This is a genomic window from Actinomyces sp. oral taxon 897 (genome assembly GCF_002999235.1).
Taxonomy (GTDB): Bacteria; Actinomycetota; Actinomycetes; order Actinomycetales; family Actinomycetaceae; genus Actinomyces.
Genome location: NZ_CP027236.1, coordinates 1,477,480 through 1,501,682 on the forward strand (window position 1 = coordinate 1,477,480; position 24,203 = coordinate 1,501,682).

The 24,203-nt window shown below is 67.9% G+C and carries 20 protein-coding genes; 2 read left to right on the top strand and 18 right to left on the bottom strand.

Annotated elements, in window-relative coordinates:
- Positions 1-47: 47 nt before the first annotated feature.
- The 17 genes from C3V41_RS05990 to C3V41_RS06070 all read right to left on the bottom strand — a co-directional run bounded on the left by C3V41_RS05990 (position 48) and on the right by C3V41_RS06070 (position 20,516).
- A complete protein-coding gene (locus C3V41_RS05990; protein ID WP_106109505.1) occupies positions 48-1,280 on the bottom strand; it encodes a lipopolysaccharide biosynthesis protein in 1,233 nt (410 codons plus the stop codon).
- A gap of 15 nt (positions 1,281-1,295) precedes the next feature.
- Positions 1,296-2,171 (bottom strand): LicD family protein, encoded by an 876-nt coding sequence (locus C3V41_RS05995; protein WP_106109506.1) that lies wholly within the window; start codon positions 2,169-2,171, stop codon positions 1,296-1,298.
- 144 nt (positions 2,172-2,315) lie between these two features.
- Positions 2,316-3,155 (bottom strand): NAD-dependent epimerase/dehydratase family protein, encoded by an 840-nt coding sequence (locus C3V41_RS06000; RefSeq protein WP_106109507.1) that lies wholly within the window; start codon positions 3,153-3,155, stop codon positions 2,316-2,318.
- A 45-nt stretch (positions 3,156-3,200) separates the two neighbouring features.
- On the bottom strand, positions 3,201-4,631 hold the full coding sequence (locus C3V41_RS06005; protein ID WP_106109508.1) for a sugar nucleotide-binding protein: 1,431 nt from the start codon (positions 4,629-4,631) through the stop codon (positions 3,201-3,203).
- 159 nt (positions 4,632-4,790) lie between these two features.
- On the bottom strand, positions 4,791-5,159 hold the full coding sequence (locus C3V41_RS06010) for a DUF2304 domain-containing protein (protein WP_106109509.1): 369 nt from the start codon (positions 5,157-5,159) through the stop codon (positions 4,791-4,793).
- Positions 5,160-5,175: 16 nt separating this feature from the next.
- Entirely contained in the window at positions 5,176-5,916 is a 741-nt protein-coding gene (locus C3V41_RS06015) for a glycosyltransferase family 2 protein (RefSeq protein WP_106109510.1), read from the bottom strand.
- Positions 5,917-5,942: 26 nt separating this feature from the next.
- A complete protein-coding gene (locus tag C3V41_RS06020) occupies positions 5,943-6,845 on the bottom strand; it encodes a glycosyltransferase family 2 protein (protein WP_106109511.1) in 903 nt (300 codons plus the stop codon).
- Positions 6,842-8,434, bottom strand: a complete 1,593-nt coding sequence (locus C3V41_RS06025; RefSeq protein WP_106109512.1) for a glycosyltransferase — start codon at positions 8,432-8,434, stop codon at positions 6,842-6,844. The genes C3V41_RS06020 and C3V41_RS06025 overlap by 4 nt, the downstream gene beginning before the upstream one ends.
- 4 nt (positions 8,435-8,438) lie before the next feature.
- Positions 8,439-9,167, bottom strand: coding sequence for an ABC transporter ATP-binding protein (locus C3V41_RS06030; RefSeq protein WP_106109513.1), 729 nt, complete (start codon positions 9,165-9,167; stop codon positions 8,439-8,441).
- Positions 9,168-10,055 (bottom strand): ABC transporter permease, encoded by an 888-nt coding sequence (locus C3V41_RS06035; protein ID WP_106109514.1) that lies wholly within the window; start codon positions 10,053-10,055, stop codon positions 9,168-9,170.
- Positions 10,052-11,218 (bottom strand): UDP-galactopyranose mutase, encoded by a 1,167-nt coding sequence (gene glf / locus C3V41_RS06040; protein WP_106109515.1) that lies wholly within the window; start codon positions 11,216-11,218, stop codon positions 10,052-10,054. The genes C3V41_RS06035 and glf (C3V41_RS06040) overlap by 4 nt, the downstream gene beginning before the upstream one ends.
- Positions 11,219-11,305: 87 nt before the next feature.
- Complete coding sequence (locus tag C3V41_RS06045; protein WP_106109516.1) at positions 11,306-13,324, bottom strand: glycosyltransferase; 2,019 nt, start codon at positions 13,322-13,324, stop codon at positions 11,306-11,308.
- The gene (gene glf / locus C3V41_RS06050; RefSeq protein ID WP_106109517.1) at positions 13,321-14,508 is read right to left on the bottom strand and encodes a UDP-galactopyranose mutase; all 1,188 of its coding nucleotides are present in this window, start codon (positions 14,506-14,508) and stop codon (positions 13,321-13,323) included. Before glf (C3V41_RS06050) ends, C3V41_RS06045 begins: the two co-directional genes overlap by 4 nt.
- Positions 14,509-14,702: 194 nt before the next feature.
- Positions 14,703-16,814 carry an acyltransferase family protein gene (locus C3V41_RS06055; protein ID WP_106109518.1) on the bottom strand — a complete coding sequence of 704 codons (2,112 nt, stop codon included), beginning with the start codon at positions 16,812-16,814 and terminating at the stop codon, positions 14,703-14,705.
- A 118-nt stretch (positions 16,815-16,932) separates the two neighbouring features.
- Positions 16,933-17,793: a glycosyltransferase gene (locus C3V41_RS13670; RefSeq protein WP_106109519.1), complete on the bottom strand. Its 861-nt coding sequence runs from the start codon at positions 17,791-17,793 to the stop codon at positions 16,933-16,935.
- Positions 17,790-18,731, bottom strand: coding sequence for a glycosyltransferase (locus C3V41_RS13675; RefSeq protein ID WP_106109520.1), 942 nt, complete (start codon positions 18,729-18,731; stop codon positions 17,790-17,792). The genes C3V41_RS13670 and C3V41_RS13675 overlap by 4 nt, the downstream gene beginning before the upstream one ends.
- Positions 18,732-18,962: 231 nt before the next feature.
- Entirely contained in the window at positions 18,963-20,516 is a 1,554-nt protein-coding gene (locus C3V41_RS06070) for an alpha/beta hydrolase (protein ID WP_106109521.1), read from the bottom strand.
- Between the two features lie 254 nt (positions 20,517-20,770).
- Here C3V41_RS06070 and rfbB point away from each other — a divergent pair, with 254 nt between their 5' ends.
- Together rfbB and C3V41_RS06080 are read left to right on the top strand one after the other, a co-directional pair.
- Positions 20,771-21,766 (top strand): dTDP-glucose 4,6-dehydratase, encoded by a 996-nt coding sequence (gene rfbB, locus C3V41_RS06075; protein WP_106109522.1) that lies wholly within the window; start codon positions 20,771-20,773, stop codon positions 21,764-21,766.
- A gap of 116 nt (positions 21,767-21,882) precedes the next feature.
- Entirely contained in the window at positions 21,883-23,601 is a 1,719-nt protein-coding gene (locus C3V41_RS06080; protein ID WP_368033289.1) for an NlpC/P60 family protein, read from the top strand.
- A 57-nt stretch (positions 23,602-23,658) separates the two neighbouring features.
- On the opposite strand, the gene C3V41_RS06085 is transcribed toward C3V41_RS06080, so the two are convergent.
- Positions 23,659-24,201 (bottom strand): hypothetical protein, encoded by a 543-nt coding sequence (locus C3V41_RS06085; RefSeq protein ID WP_217350962.1) that lies wholly within the window; start codon positions 24,199-24,201, stop codon positions 23,659-23,661.
- Positions 24,202-24,203 lie beyond the last annotated feature (2 nt).

The following is a 24,203-nucleotide window of genomic DNA, read 5'->3' on the forward strand; positions in this document are numbered from 1 at the left end:
TGTTCCTTCGCACCATGACCGACGGGCGGGCCCGGGCGGGCCCCGTCCTACCTCCTGGTGACGGCGCGGTACAGGACCACGGCGAACACGGCCACCAGCACGGACATGGCCGCCGTGTAGGCGACCGAGGCGCCCAGCAGGGAGCCCTGGGGCACGAGCACCACGCAGAGCAGGGTGATGGCCCCGGCAGCCAGGACGTACCCCGCAAAGACGAGGTTCTGCAGGCGCACCGTCGTCAGGGCGTAGTAGAGGACCACGCTGGCGGCGTTCATGGCCCCGCCAGCCACGAGCACCATGAGCTCAACCGAGAAGGCGGACACGTCCTTGCCGAACACCAGGCCCAGGATCGGTACGCCGGCGACGTAGGTGACCAGGCCGACGACCACGAAGGCGCCGGCGGTGGCGAGCAGCCCCCGGTTGACCACCGCCCGGAACCCGGGGCGGTCGCCCTGGACCCACAAACCCGCCATTCGCGTCAGCAGGGGGCGGAAGATGACCAGGGACATGAGGTTAATGGTGACGGCGGGCATGAACAGGATCGCGAAGTAGCCCTGCTGGGTGGGGTCCAGGTAGCGGTCGATGGCGAACCTAGGGGCGTTGGACAGGTACATGGATATAAAGGAGGCCAGGAACAGAGGCAGGCAGGCCAGGAGCACCTGCCCGACGCGCCGGGGGTCCCAGGTGGGCCGGAGCGGGAACAGGCCGCGGGACGGCGGCAGGTAGACGCCCACCATGACGACCAGGGAGACCACCAGGGACACGACGGTGGACACCAGGAGGTTGCCGGTGGCCACGAGCATGCCGGAGAAGGACGCGGTCGTGCTCAGGGCGCGCCAGAAGCAGGCCCGGCCCCCCAGGTCCAGGCGCCCGACCCGCTGGAGCTCGCACACGTAGACGTCCTCGAAGGCGTCGAACACACGCAGGCTGGCCACCAGCACAATGAGGAGGACGTCGCTGCCGCCGTCCCCTGACACCATGGCGTAGCCGACGATACCCGCCAGCATGAGGGCCACGGTGACAATGCGGGTGGCCAGGTAGGTGCCGAAGGTGAACCGGTGGCGCAGGTCGGTGACGTGGTAGGTCCTGACCTCGTACATGCCCAGGGTCTGGAACTGCTGGCCCACGGCAATGGCCAGGGAGTAGACGCCGGCCGCCCGGATCCCCGCCGTACGGGTGACCACCAGGAGCATGACCACGGTCGCCAGGGACGTCATGAGGGACGCCGCCGTGTTCCACAGGTAGTCGCGCCCGAGCTGGGAGCGTTCACTCGTGCCAGGCATGCACGTGGCCCCTCCTCAGGAGCCGGTGGTCTCGTAGGGGCCGAAGTCGATGACGCACGGCTTGTGGTTACGCCGCTGCTCCTCCGGAGGCAGCTGCATGTAGTCCCCGTAGGAGCGGCGCAGCAGCTTGTCGTAGTTGCGTGCCAGCTTGACCGTAATGTCCTCGAAGGGAACCTCCAGGGCCGGGTAGAGGTCGTCCGTGGTCACCGCCCAGTTCCACGGGTCCCGCATGGAGAAGTCCGCCATCCTCCGGGTGGGGGTGTCCTCGTAGCGTCGGGCGGCCCGGTCCCACCGCGCCTGCAGGGTCCGGGGGGTGACCCGCAGCAGCCTCATGGCCCAGTGGGCGGCGGAGGTGGCGGTGTGGATGGCGACCCGCCTCAGGCCCTTAATGCCGATCAGGTAGGGGGTGGGCGTGCCCTGGACGTAGAGGAGCCTGCCCCACAGCCAGGTGCTGCGGCTCATGGAGCGGGCCGCGCGGGAGTCGTCGGGGACGTTGTCCACGGGCAGGACGTCGAGCGAGATCGGCATCCGGTACTTGGAGTCCCTGCCGAACTCCGGTACCAGGAGCGTTCCCTTGAGCCCGAGCTTGGTGAACATGAAGGGGAAGTCCGGACGTGTGCGCGTGTTGTCGATCTGGTACCCCTCCGGCAGCGCATCAGGCGCCTCCTTAAGGAACCGCTCGTAGTCCGCCCGTGTCATGAGGACGTCCACGTCGTCGTCCCACGGGATGAATCCGTGGTGGCGCACGGCACCGATCGCGGTGCCGCCGTAGACGACGTAGGGGATGTCGAGGCGGCGGCAGGTGTCGTCAAAGTCCGCCAGCATCTTGAGGAGCAGGGCCTGTATACGGTGCAGCAGCTCCGGGTCTGTCAGCGCCTCGTCGGAAGCCATACCAGAACTCCTATCCGTCGCACGGGACCGGTCACGCCACTGTGGCGGACCGGGGATGATTGTGCCACAACGGCGGGACCAGCAGGACCCGTCCCCGGTGCGCGTCCGGCAGGACGCCGCCGCGGCATGCGGGTGGTACGGGGATCAGCCTACGGAGTCAAGGATCCTGGTGATCTTTGACACGTCGCCCCAGACGCCGGGCGAGTCATAGGGGCGGTCCGGGAAGGCGCCGTACTCCAGCGTGATGTCCAGGTCGTTGTCCTTAATGTACTGCTCCACCCGCTCCGCCAGCGTCACGGGCCGGCCCGAGCAGGCGTTGATAATGCCGTCGACGTCCTCCTGGCACACCACCGCGGCTATCTGGTCGGCGAGGTCCTGCACGGAGATGAAGTCGTACCGGTTCTTCCCCGAGGTGAAGGGGAAGGTCCTGCGGCCCTCGGCGGCGGCGGACAGGAGCTTGGAGAAGATCGAGCTGCCGAACGCGTCGTCCCCCACGATGTAGTAGGCCCGGATCCACTGGGCGACGCCGCCGTGCGCGGCGGCGGACAGGAGGGTGGCCTGGCGCAGGGCGTTCTTGGCGATGCCGTACAGGGAGGCGGGACGGCAGGGGGTGTTCTCGTCGATAGCGCCCTCCCAGTAGCCGACCTCGTGCATGGTGCCCATGACGGCGAGCTGGTGCAGGCCGGACGCGTAGAGGTCCTCAATGAGGTGGTAGTGCCTAGCCAGGTCGTCCAGGTGCGCCGTCGAGGCGTGCTTGAAGCCGTCACGCCACGCCAGGTGCAGGACGACGTCGGGGCGGCCCATGCGCTCGTACACGTCCGGGGCCCCGGAGAAGATGTCCACGTCCAGCCTCTCGGCCCTGGCGTCCACGCCGTCCAGGCGCGGGTCCACCGCCCCGACCGAGAACCCCCGGTCCAGGAGGGAGCGGACCACGTGACGTCCAATGTATCCACCGGCACCGGTGACAACGGCGGTCTTGTGCATGCGGGTATCCTATGCCCAAGTCGTGCCGGCAGCCAGGAGGGCCTCCTACAGCCCGGCGACGTAGGCCTCCAGGCGCTCCATGGAGTTGCCGGGGGTGAAACCGGTGGCCTCGATCCTGCCCAGGTCCAGGGTGGAGACCAGGGGGCGAGGGGCGACGCCCTCCTGCCCGGCGTAGTACTCCTCGGTGGTGACCGGGGTGACCAGGTCCGGGGCGTGGCCGGTGAGCTCGTAGACGCGCCTGGCGACGTCGCACCAGGAGACCACGGGCCCCTGGCCGGAGAGGTTGTAGGTGCCGTAGGGTGCGCCGGTGGCCAGCAGGTGGATAATGCCCGCCGCCAGGTCCGTGGTGAAAGTCAGGCGACCGGTCTGGTCGGCCACGACCCTGGGCGCGGCACCGCGCCTGGCCAGGGAGGCCATGGTCCGCACGAAGTTCCTGCCCTCTCCCACCACCCAGGACGTGCGCACCAGGTAGTGGTGGGGGGCCGCCTGGACGGCGGCGTCGCCCCCGGCCTTGGACTGGCCGTACACGCCCAGGGGGCTGGGGGGCTCGTCCTCGGTGTGGATCTCGGCGCTTCCGTCGAAGGTGTACTCACTGGAGACGTGCACCAGGGTGAGGTCGTGGACGGCCGCCGCGCGGGCCAGGTTGGCCGGCCCGGTGGCGTTGGCCCTCCAGGCGCTCCGGCGTCCCCGGGGGGTCTCGGCCCCGTCGACGTCGGTCCAGGCGGCCGCGTTGACGACGACGTCGTAGCGGCCCCAGTCCAGCGCGTCCACGGCGGCGGCGTCGGCGATATCGAACTCGGGCAGGTCCACGCCGGTGGGGTGGTAGCCCGCCGCCGGCAGCTGGGCCATGAGCTCGCGTCCCAGCTGTCCGTTGACCCCGGTGACCAGGACGCGCCTGCCTGCGAGGCCCTCGGCGGGGGCGGCCGGGAAGGGGGTGACGTCCTCCATGCGCGGGTGGGCCCTGTCCTTGTCGGAGAGGATCGCCTGCTCCAGGGGGATGGGCCAGGGCACGGACACCGTCTCGTCGGCCAGGTTGAGGAAGGTGTACCGGGCCTGCGGCGACCAGTGGGCGTTGACCAGGTAGGTGTAGGCCGTGCCCGGCTCCAGGGTCTGGTAGGCGTTGCCCACGCCCTTGGGAACGTAGACCGCCACCGAGGGGTCGATCTCACAGGTGTAGACGGTGCCGAAGCTGGGGCCCTCGCGCAGGTCCACCCAGGCCCCGAAGACCCGGCCGGTGGCCACCGAGACGAACTTGTCCCAGGGCTCGGCGTGGATACCCCGGGTCACCCCCACCTCGTCGTTGAAGGAGATGTTGTTCTGTACCGGGCCGAAGTCCGGCAGGCCCAGGGCCACCATCTTCTCCCGCTGCCAGTTCTCCTTGAACCACCCCCGGTTGTCCCCGTGGAGGGTCAGGTCGATCCTCAGGAAGCCGGGGATCGGCGTGGTGTGGATGCCCAGGGGCCTGGTCTCAGTCATTGGACCGCCTCATTTCCTTGTCTTCATGGTTCGCATGAACCTGCCCACACCCTCCTGCCACGACACGGCTCGACCGGGAAGGCAGATCGGGTTTCGCCGGCAGGAGAGCATAGCATGTCATGACGGTCAGCGCCCCTGACGGCCCGCTCCCCCGCCCTCTTAAGACTCCTTGTCCTGCAACTCCTTGTCCTGCAGCTCCGCGACCTGGGCCCTGAGGATGGCGATCTCCTCGGTCAGCCGACGGCGCTCCTCGTCGCTCCGGGAGAGATCGATACTGAACCGCAGCGAGAGCATGAGCATGACGATGCTGGCCAGGAAGAACAGCAGGTTCAGCGACACCTGGAAACCGAGGAAGTCAGCGATCGCATCGAGCGACGGAGGGTAGACGGAAAACGTGATCACCGACAGCGCGATGACGATCCACCACGTCGCGTAGCGCTCCTTCATGCCCTGATTGCGCATGCGCATGAAGATGGAGACGAGGACGATCGCCCCGAACACCAGGCCAAAAATATATGTCGTCTGCATTCCGGTCCCCCTCCTATCAGGACTGCGTGACGTCGACGGACGTCTTGGGGCGGGTCAGGGCCACTCCCAGCGCGAGGAAGGCCCGGACGAGGAAACGTGCCGCCTTCAGCGGACTGTGGGAGGGCTCCCCGCCCGCCCGGGCCCTCATCGCCACCGGCTGCTGGCGGACCCTGAGGCCGTGGCGCGCCGCGACGACAAGCGCCTCGACGGTGTCTCCCAGGTACTCTGCGGGATACTCGTAGGAGAAGAGCTCGATCGCCCGGCGGTTGGCCAGCTTAAAACCTGACGTGGTGTCTGTCAGGCGGGTCCCGCACACGCGGGAGAGAATGAAGGAGAGTATCTTCATGGCCCACTGACGGGGACCGTGGACAGCGTACTCGCCCTTACCGGCAAATCGTGCGCCGATCACCACGTCGGCGGACTCCCGGCGGGCGCACTCCAGCAGTGACTGGATCTCCGCGGGGTCGTGCTGGCCGTCAGCGTCGAGCTGCACGGTGTACTCGTAGCCCATACGACGGGCGTACAGGTACCCGGCACGCATAGCACCACCGACGCCCAGGTTAATGGGCAGGTCAAGCACCATGACACCGGCGCCCCTGGCGATCTGGGCGGTCGCGTCCGTCGAGCCGTCAGACACGACGAGGACGTCCGCGAACGCCCCGACGGAGCCGGTGACCTCCTGGAGCACCCCTGCGATGACGGCGGCCTCGTTCCAGGCCGGCATAATCACCAGTACGTTGTGGTGAGATTGACTCATACGCTTCTCCTCGGTGCTACCGGTACCTATGAGCGCAGGTAACGTCTCTTGGGGTGGAAGAACAGTCCTCGGCAGGCCGCTCGCAGCAGTCGCAGACGCAGGGGCGCCGGGACGCCGGATCCCCTCATCTGCCCAATGACGTTCTCTGCCAGGACGACGGCGATGTGAGGCCTGCGCAGCGACCACGCGGCGGAGACCTGGTTGCGCATGCCGTACTCGAACTTCCAGATGTTGTCAGCAGTGACGTCCCCCCAGTTCACTCCACGGTTGCTCGCCAGGAGGTGGGTGACCCGGGACTCCGGGACGAATATCCCCGGGCTCCACTTCGACAGGCGCAGAGTGTACTCGGCGTCGTCGTACCAGATAAAGTACTCCCTGTAGGGTAGCCCCACTGACCTGACGGCCTCACGCGAGACCAGGCACGAGACGAACGAGCAGGACTGCACGTCCAGCCACGTCCCCCCGGCCGCCAGGGGACGTGACCAGTCCCAGGTCGGCTCCGGGTTGTTCATCTCGCAGAGGCTGCCGTCCGACCACAGCACCTGGGAGCAGGCGAAGGAAGGCGCCTTACCCCGCATGCCGGTGGAGCGGGCGTAGGCCTCTACGAGCTTCTCCAGGGCGTCAGGGTGCGGGAGGGTGTCGTCGTCCATGAGCCAGAACATGTCGGCCCCGCCTGCGGCAGCGGCCTCGATACCCCGGGTGAACCCGCCCGCCCCGCCGGTGTTGACCCTCGCGGTTATGACCGACGCCGGGCGCTTCCACCTCCGGGAGGCCAGGTACTCAGACGTGCCGTCCGTTGAGGCGTTGTCGATGACGTAGACGCGCCCTACGGGGTAGGTCTGGGACTCGAGGGCGTCCAGTACCCTCTCAAGGAGCTCAAGACGGTTATAGGTGACGACGACCGCGGCCACCTCGGGTTGTCCGTTCACGGGGACACCAGCTTCTGGTAGTGGTGGGAAAAGAACGAGCTAGCCGACTCCGCGCGCTCGACCTCGCCCACCTTGCGGTGCTGCTCGGCCAGGAGCCGGACCCGCAGGGAGGGGTGTCGTGCGAGCCGGTTCAGCAGGCGGACGGCCTCGGCCATGAAGGCGACGGGCTGCGCCGGGAGCAGGGCCTCCTGGGCGACGACGGAGTCCTGGGAGCCGACGTCGGCTGACACCACGAGCACGCCCACGGCGTCGGCCTCGAGCGCGGTCAGAGTCAGCCCCTCGTTCTCGGAGGGGACAAGCAGCACGTCAACGTCCTGCAGGAGGTCCTCCGCCGGCCCCCACCGCCGGTACTCTATCGTGTCCCCGAGCCGCAGCCTCCGGCTGTCCTTGAGGATCGTCCCCTCGAGCTCACCGGCGCCCTGCATAATGAACGCAAAACGTCCCGGGAGGCCCCGTGAGAGCACCGCCGCGACGCGCTGGAAAAGATAAGGACGCTTCTGCACCGAGAAACGGCCCAGGAAGCCGACGCGCACAGGGGCGCCCGCTACCGGCCGCCGGGCCCGGGCCCGACCAGGTGCCCCGACCTGTGTCAGGGGCCGGTAGACGACCTTGTGCCGAGGTACACCCGCCTGACGGTAAAGGCGGAGGAGCTGGGGGGAGATGACGTGGTGCAGGTCGATCATGCCGTCAGCGGCGACGGACATCCCCACGAAACCACCACCGCGGTACTCCACCACGTGGGTGGAGTCCTCCACCCTGGTGCCGGGGTAGAGGGCGCGGACAAGGGGGAGCGCCCGGTAGGCCAGGAGTGAGTGGTGGATGTGGATATCGGTGACCTGGTGCCTGTCCATGAGGGCCATGGCGAGACGGGGGAACTCCGAGACCGGGACGGCGTTACCCGCGCTGTAGACGTGGGGGGTCAGGCTCAGGGCCTGGTCCAGAAGGCGTTGCGGCGCGGCGCGGTCGGTGGTGATGACCAGGTTGAAGCCGGCCTGGGCCGCAAGCCTGGCCTGGGCCCAGGCCCACGACTCGGCACCTCCCTCCTCGGCCCAGTGCATGGCCACCCACATGGTCCGCTGTCCCGCGCCAGGACCGGCCCCGGTGGTGGCGCTGCTCCAGGAGCCAGCTCGTAGATCCAGGCGACGGCGGTGGTTGCACCACTGGCGGTAGGTGTCCAGGCCCAGCGGGAGGTGGCGGTACAAGCGCCCGTAGGCCCCGGAGGCCAGCCGCATCCAGGTGGTGTCCTGCGGCCCTATGGCGAACGGTGCCGACCCGTCCAGTACGCCCGGGCCGGGGAGGGTCAGGTGCCCGGCGGACAGGCCCCGGCCGTCCCCGACCAGGACGACTCCTTCATGGCCGGCTCCCCGGGTCTGGGCCACGTAGGTCATTGGCTGGCGGTCACAGACGTGAAGCTCCGCGGACAGTGTCTGGTCAGCGCCCCTGAGCAGCAGGAGCGGGCGCAGGGCGGAGGCGACCCAGGCCGCCCCCAGGCGGTCGATAACCGCCCTCACCCTGGGCGTCACCGACATTGAGACGGTCTCCGCCCCCAGCAGGTCGGAGACCTGGGCGGCGAACAGCTCGGCATCCATGCGCCTACGCCTCCCTGAGGACGCTGACCGCCTTCTCAGCGGTATCGTCCACGACCAGCTTGCCCTGCTGGAGCATAATGCCCCTGGTGCAGAGCTCCCTGACCATGTTGAGGTCGTGGCTCACAATGACCAGGGAGCGCCCCATCTCCTGCATCTGACGTATACGGTCCAGGCACTTTCGCTGGAACGGCTCGTCCCCGACGGCAAGGATCTCGTCAATGAGGAAGATGTCCGGGTCGGTGTGGACCGCTACCGAGAACGCCAGGCGCAGGAACATGCCGGAGGAGTAGAACCTGACCTCGGTGTCGATGAACTGCTCGATCTCGGAGAACCGCACGATGTCGTCGAACGCGTCCTCGATCTCCGTTCGGGTCATTCCCAGGATGGCCCCGTTAAGGAACACGTTCTCCCGCCCCGTCAGGTCGGGGTGGAACCCGGCGCCCACCTCGATCAGGCCCGCCATCCTGCCGCGGACGCCGATCTTCCCGGCGGTGGGCTGCATGACCCCGGAGATCAGCTTGAGCATGGTGGACTTCCCCGAGCCGTTGTAACCGATGAGGGCGATCGAGTCCCCCTCGTTGACCCGGAACGAGACGTCATCCAGGGCCCGGAACTCGTGAGTGAGCTGGTTACGCCTGCCCCGCAGGGTCCACACCAGACGGTCCTTGAGCGTGTGGGTGTTCTGGATACGGAACTCCTTGATGACGGAGTCGACCCTGATGATCTCTGACATCTATAGCTCCTGGGCGAACTGGGAGTCAAGCTTACGGAACACTGTCTCACCAAGGAGGAGCACCAGGCAGGAGGTCACCAGGGCGAGCAGCACCCACCTCGTCATGCCAGGCATCACGGCGGACACCACGACCCCGCCCGTGCCGTCGAGAGTCGCCTCCCAGAAGCCGTAGTGGAACAGCTCGACGGCGATCGTGAGCGGGTTAAGCTGGTAGACGTACCACAGGGCGCCGCCCCACACCTGCCCCAGCGCCTTGTACACCATGCTCCAGGTGTACAGGACCGGGGACAGCCAGGTCGCCATCATGAGGATGAGGTCGACGAAGTTCTCAGAGTCCCGGTAGAACACGTTGACCGCCCCGGTGAGCAGTCCCAGGCCGAGAGCGAAGAAGGTCACGATCACAAAACCCACGAGGATCGCGGCGACGCTGGTCAACGAGGGCCACCACCCCATGTACAGGGCGCCCACGAGAAGGGTGACCACCTGGGGCAGGAAGTGCACGAGGGCTACCAGCATGGAGGAGACCGGGAAGAGCTCACGAGGCAGGTAGATCTTCTTCACGAGGGGGGCGTTGCCGACGACAGAGCGCGTGGCGTTCCCGAATATCTCACTGAAATAGTTGATGAGAATGACGCCGGAGAACATGTAGATGACGTAGTTCGGCACCTGGTCGTTCATCCGCATGAACACGCCGATGGCATAGTAGAAGACCAGGAACTGCGTAGCGGGCTTGGCGTAGCTCCACAGCATACCGAAGACCGAGCCCCGGTAACGGGCCCGAAGCTCCTTGTGCACGATCAGCGACGTCAGGTAGGGCTGCTTAATAACCTCGAAGAGACCGGAGGAACGGCCCGGCGTCACAAACTCCTGGTCGGCGATCGAACTCACTTGACGGTGCCTTTGTGGAAGTGTGGTGTGATGGTGTTGTCGAACATGTTCAGGGCAGCGGCGATCGCCATGTGCATGTCAAGGTACTGGTAGGTCCCCAGCCGGCCGCCGAAGTACACGCCCGGCTCCGCCTCGGCCCTGGCACGGTAGGCCAGCAGCCGCTCACGGTCCCGCGGCGTGTTCACCGGGTAGTACGGCTCGTCACCCTCCCCGGCGAAACGCGAGTACTCCTTCATAATGACCGTCCGGTCACCAGGGTAGTCACGCTCCGGGTGGAAGTGCCGAGGCTCAATGATACGCGTGTACCCCACGTCAGCGTCAGCGTAGTTCATCACGCTCGTACCCTGGAAGTCACCCGTGTCCGGGTACTCCCGCACCAGGTCGATCGTCCGCCACCCCAGCACCCCCTCACAGAAGTCGAAGTACCGGTCCACCGCCCCGGTGTACACCACCGGCACCCGCCCCCGCAGCGCGTCCCGGCTCAGCGGCTGCGACCCGTCCAGGAAGTCCACCCCCGTACGCACCTCGATCAGCGGGCTGTCCGCCATCCGCTCCAGCCAGGCCGTGTAACCGTCCACCGGCAGCCCCTCGTACCGGTCACTGAAGTACCGGTTGTCGTACGTGTACCGCACCGGCAGCCGCGAGATCACCGACGCCGGCAGATCCCGCGGATCCGTCTGCCACTGCTTACCCGTGTACCCCTTGATGAACGCCTCGTACAACGGCCGCCCGATCAGGCTGACCCCCTTGTCGTCCAGGTTCCCCGGATCCCTGCCAGCCAGCTCACCCGCCTGCTCCGCCACCAACCGACGCGCCTCGTCAGGAGAGTACGCCGCACCAAAGAACTGGTTGATCGTCCCCAGGTTGATCGGCATCGGGTACACCACCCCACCATGCACCGTGTACACACGGTGCACGTACGACGTGAACGACGTGAACCTGTTCACGTACTCCCACACCCGCTCGTTAGACGTGTGGAACAGGTGCGCACCATACCGGTGCACCTCGATACCGGTAACCGGATCAGCCTCCGAGTACGCGTTACCACCAATATGATCACGCCGCTCAACAACAAGAACCCTCAGACCAAGCCCATTAGCACACCGCTCAGCCACCGTCAACCCGAACAAACCCGAGCCAACAACCACGACATCATAACTCACCACAAGATCCTTCCCTCAACCAACAGTCTAACCCAGACGGCCCTGCCGGGCCGGGGGCGGGGTCGCCCCCGGCCCGGCAGGCCTAAGTCACCGAGACTTCCGAGAGCCGTCCTTCACGGCGGTCTTCTTCCCCTTCACGGCGGCCTTCCTGGGCTTGGAGCCAGCAGGGACGATACCGAAGGTCCGGATCCACGCCTGGGGCCCCACGACCTCGTCGAGCTGCCTGCGATAGCTGCCCTGGAGAGCGTCCCACTCCTGGCGCAGGCGCCTGTGCAGGACGACCGAGCGGGCCAGCAGGTCACGGAACCGGACGGGATCACGGTGGTACCAGGAGGCACCCGAGCCGTCGGAGTTGGACACCACGGCGGAGTCGAACTGGGAGAGCACCCACCAGCGGGCGTCGGTCCACGGGACGCGCGCCTCCGGGTGGGCCAGGGAGGACTCCCTGACCGGCAGCGCCTGCTTAATGGTGCCCTTGACCGCCATGGTGAGGCGGCCGACGATGGTCTTGGGGTAGCCACGGTTCTCACCCTTGGGGGGCAGGTTCTGACGCCGGACCATGGGGAAGGCGTCGGGATCCCTCTCCACCGTCGCGTCATCGAAGCCCGAGCGCAGAGCCCGCACCTCCGGCACGATCGTCGAGATCCCGGCTTGAAGGTGGCCGGGGCCGCTGAGGACGTCCTCAATGGCCTTCAGACGCAGTTCCGCGACTGAGTACTGAGAGGACAGCAGGTGCTTGATCTGGTCGTACATCGACTCCTTAATGAACCGCCCGCCGTACTTGTACTGGGAGTGGAGCAGGGTCGCCACCAGCCGGTTGCGCTCGTGGAAGTAGGCCTGCCAGTCCAGGGAGTCGTCCTTGTCGGTCCACGGCACGTGCCAGACAGCGGCCCCGGGGAAGGAGACCGTGGGCACGCCGGCCTCGCTGGCCCGCAGACCGTACTCGGAGTCGTCCCACTTAATGAAGAAGGGCAGGCTGAGGCCGATCCGGCGGACGACGGAGGTCGGGATGAGGCACATCCACCAGCCGTTGTAGTCGGCCTCGGCACGCTGATGCAGCCAGGGTGTGGTACGCAGCGGCGCCTTGGACAGGTCGTGGTCGTGCTCGGTGCCCCTGGACGCCTCCCACCAGAAGCGCCAGGGCTGGATGTGCTCGGCGTAGGCATGGAGCATGGTGCGCTCATACATGGAGAACATGTGCCCGCCCACGATCGTCGGCACACGTGTGAGGTCCGCGAAGGTGGTCGCCCGCACAATGCCCTCCGGGTCGATACGCACGTCGTCGTCCAGGAGCAGGACGTAGTCGGCCCCGTCCTCCAGGGCCTCGTACATGCCACGCGAGAAGCCGCCCGAGCCACCGAGGTTGGCCTGGTCCACGACACGCAGGTGCTCGCCCAGGGACTGCTGAGCGTCCGGGAAAAGCGGGTCGTCCTTGACCTTCCGGTCCCCCTGGTCCACGACGACGACCTCGCGAAGCACACTCGGCAGGGTCTTGGAGGCGCCTAGCTGGGTGAGCACGGTGGCGCAGTCGTGCGGGCGGTTAAAGGTGGTGATCCCGATAGTGGTGCGTCCGGAGGGCGTCTCCTGGGGAACCTCGGTCTCCCAGTGGGCGGCCTCCACGACGGCGTCGGCGGAGTCGGCCACGACGTCGAACCAGTACCAGCCCCCGTCGCCGAAGGTGTCCAGCGGCAGCTTGAAGGCCAGCTCCTCGGCCTGGGCGCCAATGCGGGAGCTGGCCACACGGTGAGCAGAGCCCCGGGCATTGGACTTGTAGACAATGACGGACCCGGATCCCCGGACCTGAACCTTCAGCGTGACCTCAGTCACTATGGTCCAGCGACGCCAGTACGCCGCCGGGAAGGCGTTGAAGTAGGTACCAAAGGACGACCGAGTCTGGGAGGGAATCCGGTAACTGTACCGAGAGATAATCTGACCGCCGCTCTGGCGCGCGGTCTCGGCCATGCCGGTGGGAAGGTCGCTGTCCTGCTTGTCGGCAGGGGGCGGGGCCACCGAGAGAATCTCGCCTTCAGCGTACAGCGGCAGAATGTCGTCGTCACTGTCAGCGGGCAGGACAAAACGCTGGAGGACTCGCGTCGTGGTGCTCATGCCTTGGTTCCTTCTCCGTTCAGGGAGGTGCCTTTGTGGAAGTGTGGTGTGATGGTGTTGTCGAACATGTTCAGGGCCGCGGCGATCGCCATGTGCATGTCAAGGTACTGGTAGGTCCCCAGCCGGCCGCCGAAGTACACGCCCGGCTCCGCCTCGGCCCTGGCACGGTAGGCCAGCAGCCGCTCACGGTCCCGCGGCGTGTTCACCGGGTAGTACGGCTCGTCACCCTCCCCGGCGAAACGCGAGTACTCCTTCATAATGACCGTCCGGTCACCAGGGTAGTCACGCTCCGGGTGGAAGTGCCGAGGCTCAATGATACGCGTGTACCCCACGTCAGCGTCAGCGTAGTTCATCACGCTCGTACCCTGGAAGTCACCCGTGTCCGGGTACTCCCGCACCAGGTCGATCGTCCGCCACCCCAGCACCCCCTCACAGAAGTCGAAGTACCGGTCCACCGCCCCGGTGTACACCACCGGCACCCGCCCCCGCAGCGCGTCCCGGCTCAGCGGCTGCGACCCGTCCAGGAAGTCCACCCCCGTACGCACCTCGATCAGCGGGCTGTCCGCCATCCGCTCCAGCCAGGCCGTGTAACCGTCCACCGGCAGCCCCTCGTACCGGTCACTGAAGTACCGGTTGTCGTACGTGTACCGCACCGGCAGCCGCGAGATCACCGACGCCGGCAGATCCCGCGGATCCGTCTGCCACTGCTTACCCGTGTACCCCTTGATGAACGCCTCGTACAACGGCCGCCCGATCAGGCTGACCCCCTTGTCGTCCAGGTTCCCCGGATCCCTGCCAGCCAGCTCACCCGCCTGCTCCGCCACCAACCGACGCGCCTCGTCAGGAGAGTACGCCGCACCAAAGAACTGGTTGATCGTCCCCAGGTTGATCGGCATCGGGTACACCACCCCACCATGCACCGTGTACACACGGTGCACGTACGACGTGAACGACGTGAACCTGTTCACGTACTCCCACACCCGCTCGTTAGACGTGTGGAACAGGTGCGCACCATACCGGTGCACCTCGATACCGGTAACCGGATCAGCCTCCGAGTACGCGTTACCACCAATATGATCACGCCGCTCAACAACAAGAACCCTCAGACCAAGCCCATTAGCACACCGCTCAGCCACCGTCAACCCGAACAAACCCGAGCCAACAACCACGACATCATAACTCACCACAAGATCCTTCCCTCAACCAACAGTCTAACCCAGGTTCCACCACGTCAGAGCCGCGACGAGCCCGCGCAGCCCCGCCAGCCCCCTCCCCGCGGCAGTGGTTATCGTCACCTTTTGGTGCGCGACGAGCCTCCGGGCACCGTCGGCCCCACCTGTGCCGCCACTCCGCCCCGGCCACCAGTACGTGCGCCATCTTATGTCTGCCGTTTGATCCCGGCGTCGAGCTGGTCCACAAGTTTCATGGCGTAGGCCCGCTGGACATGGTTGTAGTCGTAGTAGACCTGGAGGCCCCCGACCGCCGCGTAGCACCGGGTCTCGTCGCAGAAGGCGTCGGTCAGGTCCACGAGGGTGACCCGAGGATCCCCCAGCGCCCTCACTGCCGTGCTCATGGGGGAGTCCGGGAGCGCCTCGGAACGCGGGCGGGCGCACACCTCCGGGTTGCTGGCGTTAGCGGTCACGCACTCAGCCGGCCGGACGGCGTCGTTGAGGGGCGTGTCCGCGACGACCACCACCCGCGTACCATTGGCCGCCCACCGGGACCACGTGGCCCCCAGGGCGTCGGAGTACATCTCGCCCTGGCTGCGTCCTGTCCCGTCGTCGACGTGCTCCCCGATGGCGTACGTGGAGTACACGACGACGTCCGGCGCCTGAGCCAGGACGTACTCGTCCACGGCCGCCTGGGACCTGCTGCACTCTGCCTCAGCCTTGGGATCCCCGATGGACAGGGGGAGGTGGGTAATAGGGCACCCGCCCTTGAGACTCAGGCGCATGCGCCAGCCGTTACGCTTGGCGACGGCGTTAAGGGTGCCCTCCCACTGCTGGGCGTGGGAGTCCCCAATGAGCATGACCGTGTAAGGCTTCTGCCCGGCCGGAGTGTAGTCGCACTCGTAGACGGACGGCATACCGTTGTCCTGGGCGTCGGAGAGCCACACGCACCCGGGGATCTCCCGGAAGTACTCGGCGTCCTGCCCCAGGACGGTCGATACCAGGGGGTCGTTGACGTGGTCGCGGCACTCGGTCCTGAGCAGGGCAGCCGGGCCGGAGCACTCCTGGTCGAGGAAGTCCCGCTGTACCGCGGCGGCGGACGCAATAGACCTGTGGGCCCAGACCACCGATCCGGCGCACAGGGCCAGGACCACGGACATGGCGCCGGCCGTCACGGCGAAGGTACGACGTACACCCCAGTTCACCCGCTGTCCCGGCTCCTCGACCCACCTCTTGGTCAGGACCGCCAGGAAGGTCGTCGCCACCAGGATAACGAGCTTCTCAGGAAGCAGGACGGCACGTCCCAGCAGATGAGGGAGCAGGATAATGAACGGCCAGTGCCACAGGTACATCGAGTAAGAGGCGTCGCCCAGGAGGCGCACCGCCCTGAGGTCCGTCAGGAGGCGCAGTCCCGGCACCGCCCCGGGGCAGCCAGCGGCAATGACTGACGCCGTTGACACCACCGGCAGGACCGCCCACCATCCCGGGAAGGGCTTCGCCGGGTCCACGACGAACCCGCTGACCACCAGTCCCGCCCAGGCGGCCACGGCCAGCACGAGCGCGCCCGCGCCACCGAGCACCCGGGAGATCCAGGGAGACAAAACCGCGAGGCACCCTCCGGTCATAAACTCCCAGAAACGCACCGGGGTAAAGAAGTACGCCTGCCTCGGGCTGAACCCAGTAAACCACAGGGAGAACCCGAAGGACACCAGGACGATCACGACCGACCCGAGCGCGAGGAACCTGCGGAAACGAGCTCTCATCGCGTCCCCACCCCCCTGGACGTACCGGCGTCGGCCAAACAGGTGACGTAGGGCCAGCAGGACGGCAGGCCACACCAGGTAGAACTGCTCCTCGACCGACAGGGACCAGTAGTGCTGGGCCACGGTGGCGGCCTGCCCCTGGGCGTGGTAGTCCACCGACTGCGCCGTCAGCCAGAGGTTCTGCACGTAGCCGACGGAGGCGGCCAGCTCGGTGAAGTTGCGTCCCCACAGGTCCCAGGGCATGAGCAGGACGACACCAGCCGCCGAGACGAGGATGACCAGGTAGGCGGCAGGCAGGAGACGCCGCACACGTCGGGCGTAGAAGCGCCCCAGGCTAATGCTGCCGGTGGCGTCGAGCTCACGCAGGAGGTGGGAGGTGATGAGAAAGCCGGAGATGACGAAGAAGATGTCGACCCCCACGAAGCCGCCCTTGAGCCGCGAGGGCCACAGGTGGACGCCGACGACCATGAGCACCGCCAGCGCGCGTAGGGCCTGGATGTCCCCCCGGAGGGTCTTCCTCGGGCGTGCCGTACCCAGCGAACGGATACCGTGCCTCACGTTCCTCCTCGTTCCTCAGCCTCTGCTGCCACCCCGGGCCCTGACCGTGAGGTGGCGTCCGCCTCATGCAGCCGGCCACCGCCTGGACGTGGGGCGCGCTGGGCCGCCTGCCCCGGTCTCAGCCTCGACGACGCAGGAGCGCACGCTGCGCCCCCCTGTAGGCTGTCGCCCTCACCGGGGTCGGCACCAGCCTGTATCCAGCCCGCACGACGATATTACGCACGAACTGGGAACGTGTCACGATACCGGAACGGCGCATCCTGGCCTGGAGGGTCAGCTCGCTACGCAGCAGGCGCAGGCCGCCGCGACGAGCGTAGGCGCCGGCGCCGACCCGGTAACGTACCAGGACCTCCGGGACGTTGACGGCCCGGACCCCGGAGTGGACCATCCGGGCGAAGAGCCAGTAGTCCTCCATCAGATCCAGGTCCTGGTAGCCGCCGACAGAACGGACCTTGCTCGCGCTGAACACCACGGAGGGGTGGTTGAAGGGGTCACGGATGCTCAGGGCGCGACGGATACCCTCCATACTCGCGGGCTGACGCCTCACCAGGCCCTCCTGGTCGGCCTCGTCAACAAACTCCTGAATAGCGGATCCGACGAGCTCGTAGCCCTTGGCTATCAGCGGCAGCTGGCAGGAGAAACGAGCGGGCAGTGAGATATCGTCAGCGTCCTGCCGCGCGACGGTGTCGTACGAGACGGCGGCGAGCCCCTCCTCCAGGGCCCGCGCCAGGCCCTGGTTCCTCTCCAGCCTGAGCACACGCACGGGTACGCCGTCGGTCAGCCTCCCGGACTCGGCGTCGACGAGGACGTCCTCCAGGCTGGACGGCACCGGACCGTCACGCACCAGGAGCACCTCGTCAGGGGGCAGCTCCTGGTCCACGGTCACCGACGTCAGGGAACGGCGCAGGAACGCGGCCCGGTCCTTGTGGTAGACGGGAAGGAGGACGCTGAACTCCGGAGGGCTCTCCCGGGTCGTCACACCGCACCCGCCTCAAGGCGGGCGACATCGTCACCGACCGGTGTGGCCGCCAGGATCCGCGTCGTGGGCCTGGGGGCGCCCAGCCCCTCACGCGCCCCCCTCCAACCAGCCCGCACCAGGGCGGCCCGGTCCGTGGACCCCAGGTACGTCCGCACCCAGCGCCGTGTGGTACCCAACCCGTAGAGCAGTCGGTCCAGCGCCCCCAGACCGGTTCCGTAGCGGAAGGTCCACATCTTGTTACGGACCTCGAAACGGAAGCGCTCCCCGGGGTCGGAGTCGGAGGAGCCCAGCGTCCTCGTCAGGTGCCGGACCACGGACTGGGGAACGTACAGCCCCACACGGTGCCGCAGCAGGCGCATCGTGTACTCGAAGTCGTCATTCCACAGGAAGAAGGCCGCCCTGGGAAGCCCCTGGGCGCGGACCTCGCGCACGTCCATGAGGACGGACACAAAAGAGGCGCTGCGTACCTGGCGGCACCCGGCCTCCTCAGCGTGCCGGTACAGGGAGCGGGTCAGGCCCACGCGGGTACGGGGCCGGTTCATGGGGTGCTCGGTACCGTCGTGCCACACCGCCCGCGACACCAGGACGGCCGGCTGGCCCGGGTAGCGGGCTGCCGCGTCCAGCAGCGCCTCCAGGGCGCCGGGGGTAGGGACGGTGTCATCGTCCATCAGCCACACCCAGCGCGCGTCAGGGTAGACGGCCAGGGCCCGGGCGATCCCGGCAGCAAAGCCTCCGGCGCCCCCGGTGTTCTCAGGCAGGCTCACCACCTGTGCGCCCACCCGGTGCTGACGGGCGACCTGGGCGGAGCCGTCGGTGGAGGCGTTGTCAATGACGACGACCCCTCTGGGGGCCACCGCCTGCTCAGCCAGTCCGTCCAGGCACTGGGCAAGCAGCTCGGCACGGTTGTAGGCCACCACGACGGCGACGACCCCGCTCACTGGCCGGCCTCCACGACCCCTCCCGTCACGGAGACGGCCGCGACGTCCTCTCCCCGGCCCAGGGCCGAGCGCCTGGTTCTGAGCACTCCCACTGGCTCACTTCCTTTCCTGATCAGGACACGGCACTTACGTGCCGTTCCATAGACGTCTATGGTCGCATATGGCGGACGAGGCGCAGACGGCGACGCACGGGCGTCAGGACCACAGGCAGGCGCCGACGGCCCTCGCCGCTCAGTGCCCGGTGACCAGCGAGGGCAGAAGATCCAGACTGGCTACCTCCCAGCTGGAGTAGAACTCACCCCAGCTGTTGAGGGTCAGCCCCAGCGCCAGGGCCCCCAGCAGGCTACACACCCCGAGCGCCCCCAGACGAACCGCCCACGCGCACAGGAAGGCCTGCGTCCCCCGACGCCGGGGGCCGGCCAGCCAGCCCGGGGCACGCAGGACCAGGACAGTGGCCAGGATCACCGCCGCCCAGGACAGGACCAGCAGCCCGCTGCCCCGGATCGTCGTGAAGGAGTCAATGCCCCGTCGCCACCAGGGCACCGGACCTACCTGGTCCCCCTCCACGGACTGGGACTGCCCGGTCAGGACCGGGTCGGTAGCGCCCCCGAACCAGGCCAGGGCGTAGGGGAACCAGGTGTTCCACAGCGTCCACGAGTGCGACCCTGAGGCCAGCGACACGCTGGTCACCGAGTCCGTCGCGGGCGCGGCCTGGGCCAGGGTCCGCCCCAGGTCGGTGGAGGAGGGGTCGTCCAAGGCCCCGAGCACCCAGAACCGCAGTGGCTGGTGGTCCCGGGCGGCAATGAGGGTGCTCAGCGTGTTCTCCCGACGCAGCTGCGCGGTAGTGCGCATACCGCCCACCACGGGGATGTCGTAGCCGGACATGGAGATGGCCGACCCGAAGACCTCCGAGTGGCTCAGCGCCGTCCACAGGGCGCAGTAGGCCCCTGAGGAGTTGCCTCCCACGCCCCAGTGCGCACGGTCCCGGGACACGTTGGGGTAGGTCGCGGTGATCATGGCCGGCACGTCCTGGGCCAGCCACGTCCCCGTCCGGACGTGTCCCTCGACGTCGGCGCAGTCGGGCTCGTGCCACTGCTGGTCGTCCAGGTTGAGTGAGGGGACCACCACGATCGTGGGGGGGATGGTCCCGTCCTGGACAGCCGCCTGCAGGCGCTGCGCCGTCGCGTACCCCTCGGAGACGCTCTCGGGGGTGCCCGGCTGGCCGTGCAGGAGCACGAGGACGTGGTAGGTCCGCCCGTCATCGGGCGCGTACCCCGGCGGCGTCCACACCCGGACCTGCCCGGAGGCGCCGCTGCGCCACCCGGTGACGGTGGCGGCGCCGTAGCCGTCCTCCTGGGGGACCGGGGTGAGGACATCACGGGGGTCCGGTATCGTACCGGCCGCGGGCAGCGGCGCAGGCGTCACCGGGGAGAGGACGGCGTCCTGCTCCTGCCCCCCGGGGAGCAGCAGGTTCGCGGCCTGACCGAGAGTGGTGACGAACACGATCGCCGAGTTGACCCGGGCCGCTACCAGGCCGACGGCGAGCAGCTGGCACAGCAGCACCGCCCCCACCTTCAGGGCCTGTCGGCCCAGGCGCCGCGCTCGCCGGAGGCCGTGAACCAGGCCCGACTCTTCGCGACTAATATCACATTTCTCCTGGTCGCTGCCCCGTCGTGCGGACCAGACGAGCCCGGCGCTCACAGTGAGGACCGTCACGAGGGTGACGGCCGTCAGTACCCGGGAGAAACCGGCCCCGATGACGCTGACGTCGGCGATCTGGTGCATGGGGGAATCATGCCCCGCGGTACGCGGCTACCTGCAACACGTCAGGAGCCGCCCGGCCCTGTCGGGCGGGACGCCTCCCGCCAGACGAGAACGCACCGGAGCCTGACCCACGGCACGGGGCCGGGCGGAGCCCACCTCCCACCAGATGGGACCGCACCCGCCTGCCCGGCCGAGGGGGCGGGCGGATGACCGGGTAGCATCGGGACGGAACGACGGCGTCGAACGCCACCTCATCTTCAGGGAGAACCCAAGACATGCACGTCCTCATCACCGGCGGTGCCGGCTTCATTGGCGCCAACTTCGTCCACCAGACGCTTCACCGCTACCCCGACGCCACCGTCACGGTCCTGGACAAGCTCACCTACGCCGGTAACAAGGGCTCGCTGGCGGACCTGGGCGAGCACGTCACCCTCGTCGTGGCCGACGTCGCCGACGCCGACGCCGTGGACCCGCTGGTGGCGGACGCCGACGTCGTCGTCCACTTCGCCGCCGAGTCCCACAACGACAACTCCCTGCGCGACCCCTCCCCCTTTATCCGCACCAACCTGGTGGGGACCTTCACCCTGCTGGAGGCGGTGCGCCGTCACAAGGTGCGCTTCCACCACATCTCCACCGACGAGGTCTACGGGGACCTGGAGCTGGACGACCCTGCCAAGTTCACTCCCACCACCCCCTACAACCCCTCCTCCCCCTACTCATCCTCCAAGGCGGGCTCCGACCTGCTGGTGCGGGCCTGGGTGCGCTCCTTCGGGGTAGAGGCTACGATCTCCAACTGCTCGAACAACTACGGGCCCTACCAGCACATTGAGAAGTTCATCCCCCGCCAGGTCACCAACCTCATGGACGGCGTGCGCCCGCGCCTGTACGGCGCCGGGGCCAATGTGCGCGACTGGATCCACGTCCTGGACCACAATGACGCCGTGTGGGACATTATCGAGCGGGGCCGCATTGGCGAGACCTACCTCATTGGCGCCAACGGGGAGAAGAGCAATAAGGAGGTCGTCGAGCTCATCTGTGAGCTCATGGGCCACGACCCGCACGACTACGACCACGTGGCGGACCGTCCCGGCCACGACATGCGCTACGCCATTGACAACTCCAAGCTGGTCCAGGAGCTGGGCTGGGCGCCCCGTTTCACCGACTTCCGTTCCGGCCTGCAGGCCACCATCGACTGGTACCGGGACAACGAGGCCTGGTGGCGCCCGCTCAAGGCCGAGGTCGAAGCCGCCTACGCCGCCCAGGGCCAGTAGGGACCCGGGGCGGTCGCGCTGTCGCCCCCGCAGCAGGACAGGTGCCGTGCGCCCCTGACCAGCGAACCTGCCCCTCAGGGCTCCCACCAGGCATTATGAGACGGTACCCTGAGATGGTGAGTACAAGGTATCGCGCACCGCTGCGCACAGGCGTCATGCTGCTTCTGTCCGCCGCCCTGGTAGTGGTCGGGGCACCGGCGGCCGCGCTCGTGGGCACGGACGACCCTGCCCCGCCCGCCCAGGACACGACGACCGCCACGCCCAGTGCCCCGGTCTCACCGACTCCCTCCCCCTCTGCCACTCCCGAGGTGACCCAGGGTGCCCCCGGGAACGGTGGCACCCCGCAGGACGACGCCAAGGCGTCGCAGACCGACGGCCCCGGATCCGCCATCCCCGGGCTGGTCGACCTCACCGGTAAGGGCCGCTGGGTCGCTGCGAACGGGCGGTGGCAGTGGCACCTGAATGACGGGAGCCTGGCCCGCTCCCAGTGGGCCCGGATTAAGGCCGTGGTCTACCGCTTTGACGACGAGGGGTACGTACAGACCGGGTGGTGGCAGGACGGCCGGTCCTGGTACTACCTGGGTACCTCGGGCGCCCTGTCCACCGGCTGGCAGGCCGACTCCGGCAACTGGTACTACCTGGACCCGGCCACCGGCGTCATGGCCACCGGTACCCTGACTGTGGGCGGCTTCACCTACTTCCTGACCGCTACCGGCGTCATGGTCACCGGCTGGCTCAAGCAGGACGACGGCTGGCACTACTACCGCTCCAGCGGCCAGCAGGCCCACGGCTGGCAGGCCGACTCCGGCAACTGGTACTACCTGGACCCGGCCACCGGCGTCATGGCCACGGACTGGACCAGGATCAACGGCTCCTGGTTCTACCTGAACCCCACCACCGGGACCATGACCACGGGCTGGACCTCCATCGGGCAGTACTGGTTCTACCTGGACCCCACCACCGGGGCCATGGCCACCGGCTGGACCAAGGTCGGTGACTCCTGGTTCTACCTGAACCCCATCACCGGGGCCATGGCCACCGGCACCCTGACCATTGACGGAACCACCTACCACTTCACCTCGACCGGGGTGTGGATCGGCTACCAGGCTCCCGCCGGATACCTCCAGCCGGTCTCCCAGATCACCTCCCTGGGGTGGGCCACCAACGACCTCACCTGGGGGATGAACGGCGTCAAGGTGCGCATCGTCCAGCAGCGCCTGGGCCTGTGGTACTCCACCAAGCTGGCCAGCGTGGACGCCAGCTTCCAGAACGCCGTGCGCAACTTCCAGCGCCGCGTCGGCCTTCCCCAGACCGGCGTGGTCGACCAGAGCACCTGGAACGCGCTGGACACCGGGTACTCCTGGTGGGTGGACCAGTACCAGGCGACACCAGTGTCCCTGAGCGCCACGCGCAGCGAGCGCATTGAGGCCATGATCGGCTACGCCCGGGACCAGCTGGGCTCAAGCTACACGTGGGGCGGAGCCGGCCCCTACAACCTCGGCTTCGACTGCTCGGGCCTGAGCCTCCAGTCCCTCTACCGGGCTGGCCTGGACCCCCAGCCGATCGACGTGTACAAGCACGCCTGGCCCGCGTACCGCACGTCCCAGGAGCTCTACAACCACCCTGGCCTCATGCACGTGCCGCTGAGCCAGCGGCAGCGCGGGGACCTCATCTTCTACACCTCCGAGGGCGTCGTCACGCACGTGGCGATCTACCTGGGTGACGACCAGGTGATCCACACCGACTGGATGGGCCGTCCGGCCCGGGTCCAGCACATTACCGTCGGCTACGGCTGGGAGAACATGACCGGCTACGTCGTCCGGCCCTTCCCGTGACCTCAGCCCCGACCTCGGCAGGGACCGGGGCGGCCCACCGGGCCGCCCTGGAGACCCCTAGAAGACGACCGGCCAGTGGGGCATGCACTGGCTGAGCTCAAGGTGGGCGCTGGTGAGGGCCTCGACGTCCTGGGTGTACTCGGGGTTGGGCGTCGGGGTGCGTCCCAGCTTAATGTCCTTCTCGGCCTGGGCCTCGTCCTGGAACTCCGGCACCTGGCCGCTGGCCAGACGGGCGCTCGCCGAGTTGTAGGTCGTCAGGGCAGTGACGGCGCTGCTGGCCGTGGCCTCGTCCCCGGCGGCGGCCTGCAGCCGGGCGAGGTAGTCGGTAGCCAGGACCTGGGTGAACGACCCCCACGCGGCCCGGGTCTGGTCAGCGGTGGCGTCCTGGGGGCGGCTGGTGAAGGCCTGTCCCTCAGGGGTCTGGGCCAGGGCCTCCACCAGGACCGCGTCCATCGCCCCGCACGCGCTGGTGGGGGCCTCGGTCTGCGGTGGGCCGGAGGGCACGGCCGAGGCAGCAGAGGTCGGGTCCGATGAGCACCCCGCCAAGCCGAGAGCCGTGAGGAGGACGACTGAACCGAGGACTGCGTGTCGGGGACCCATGC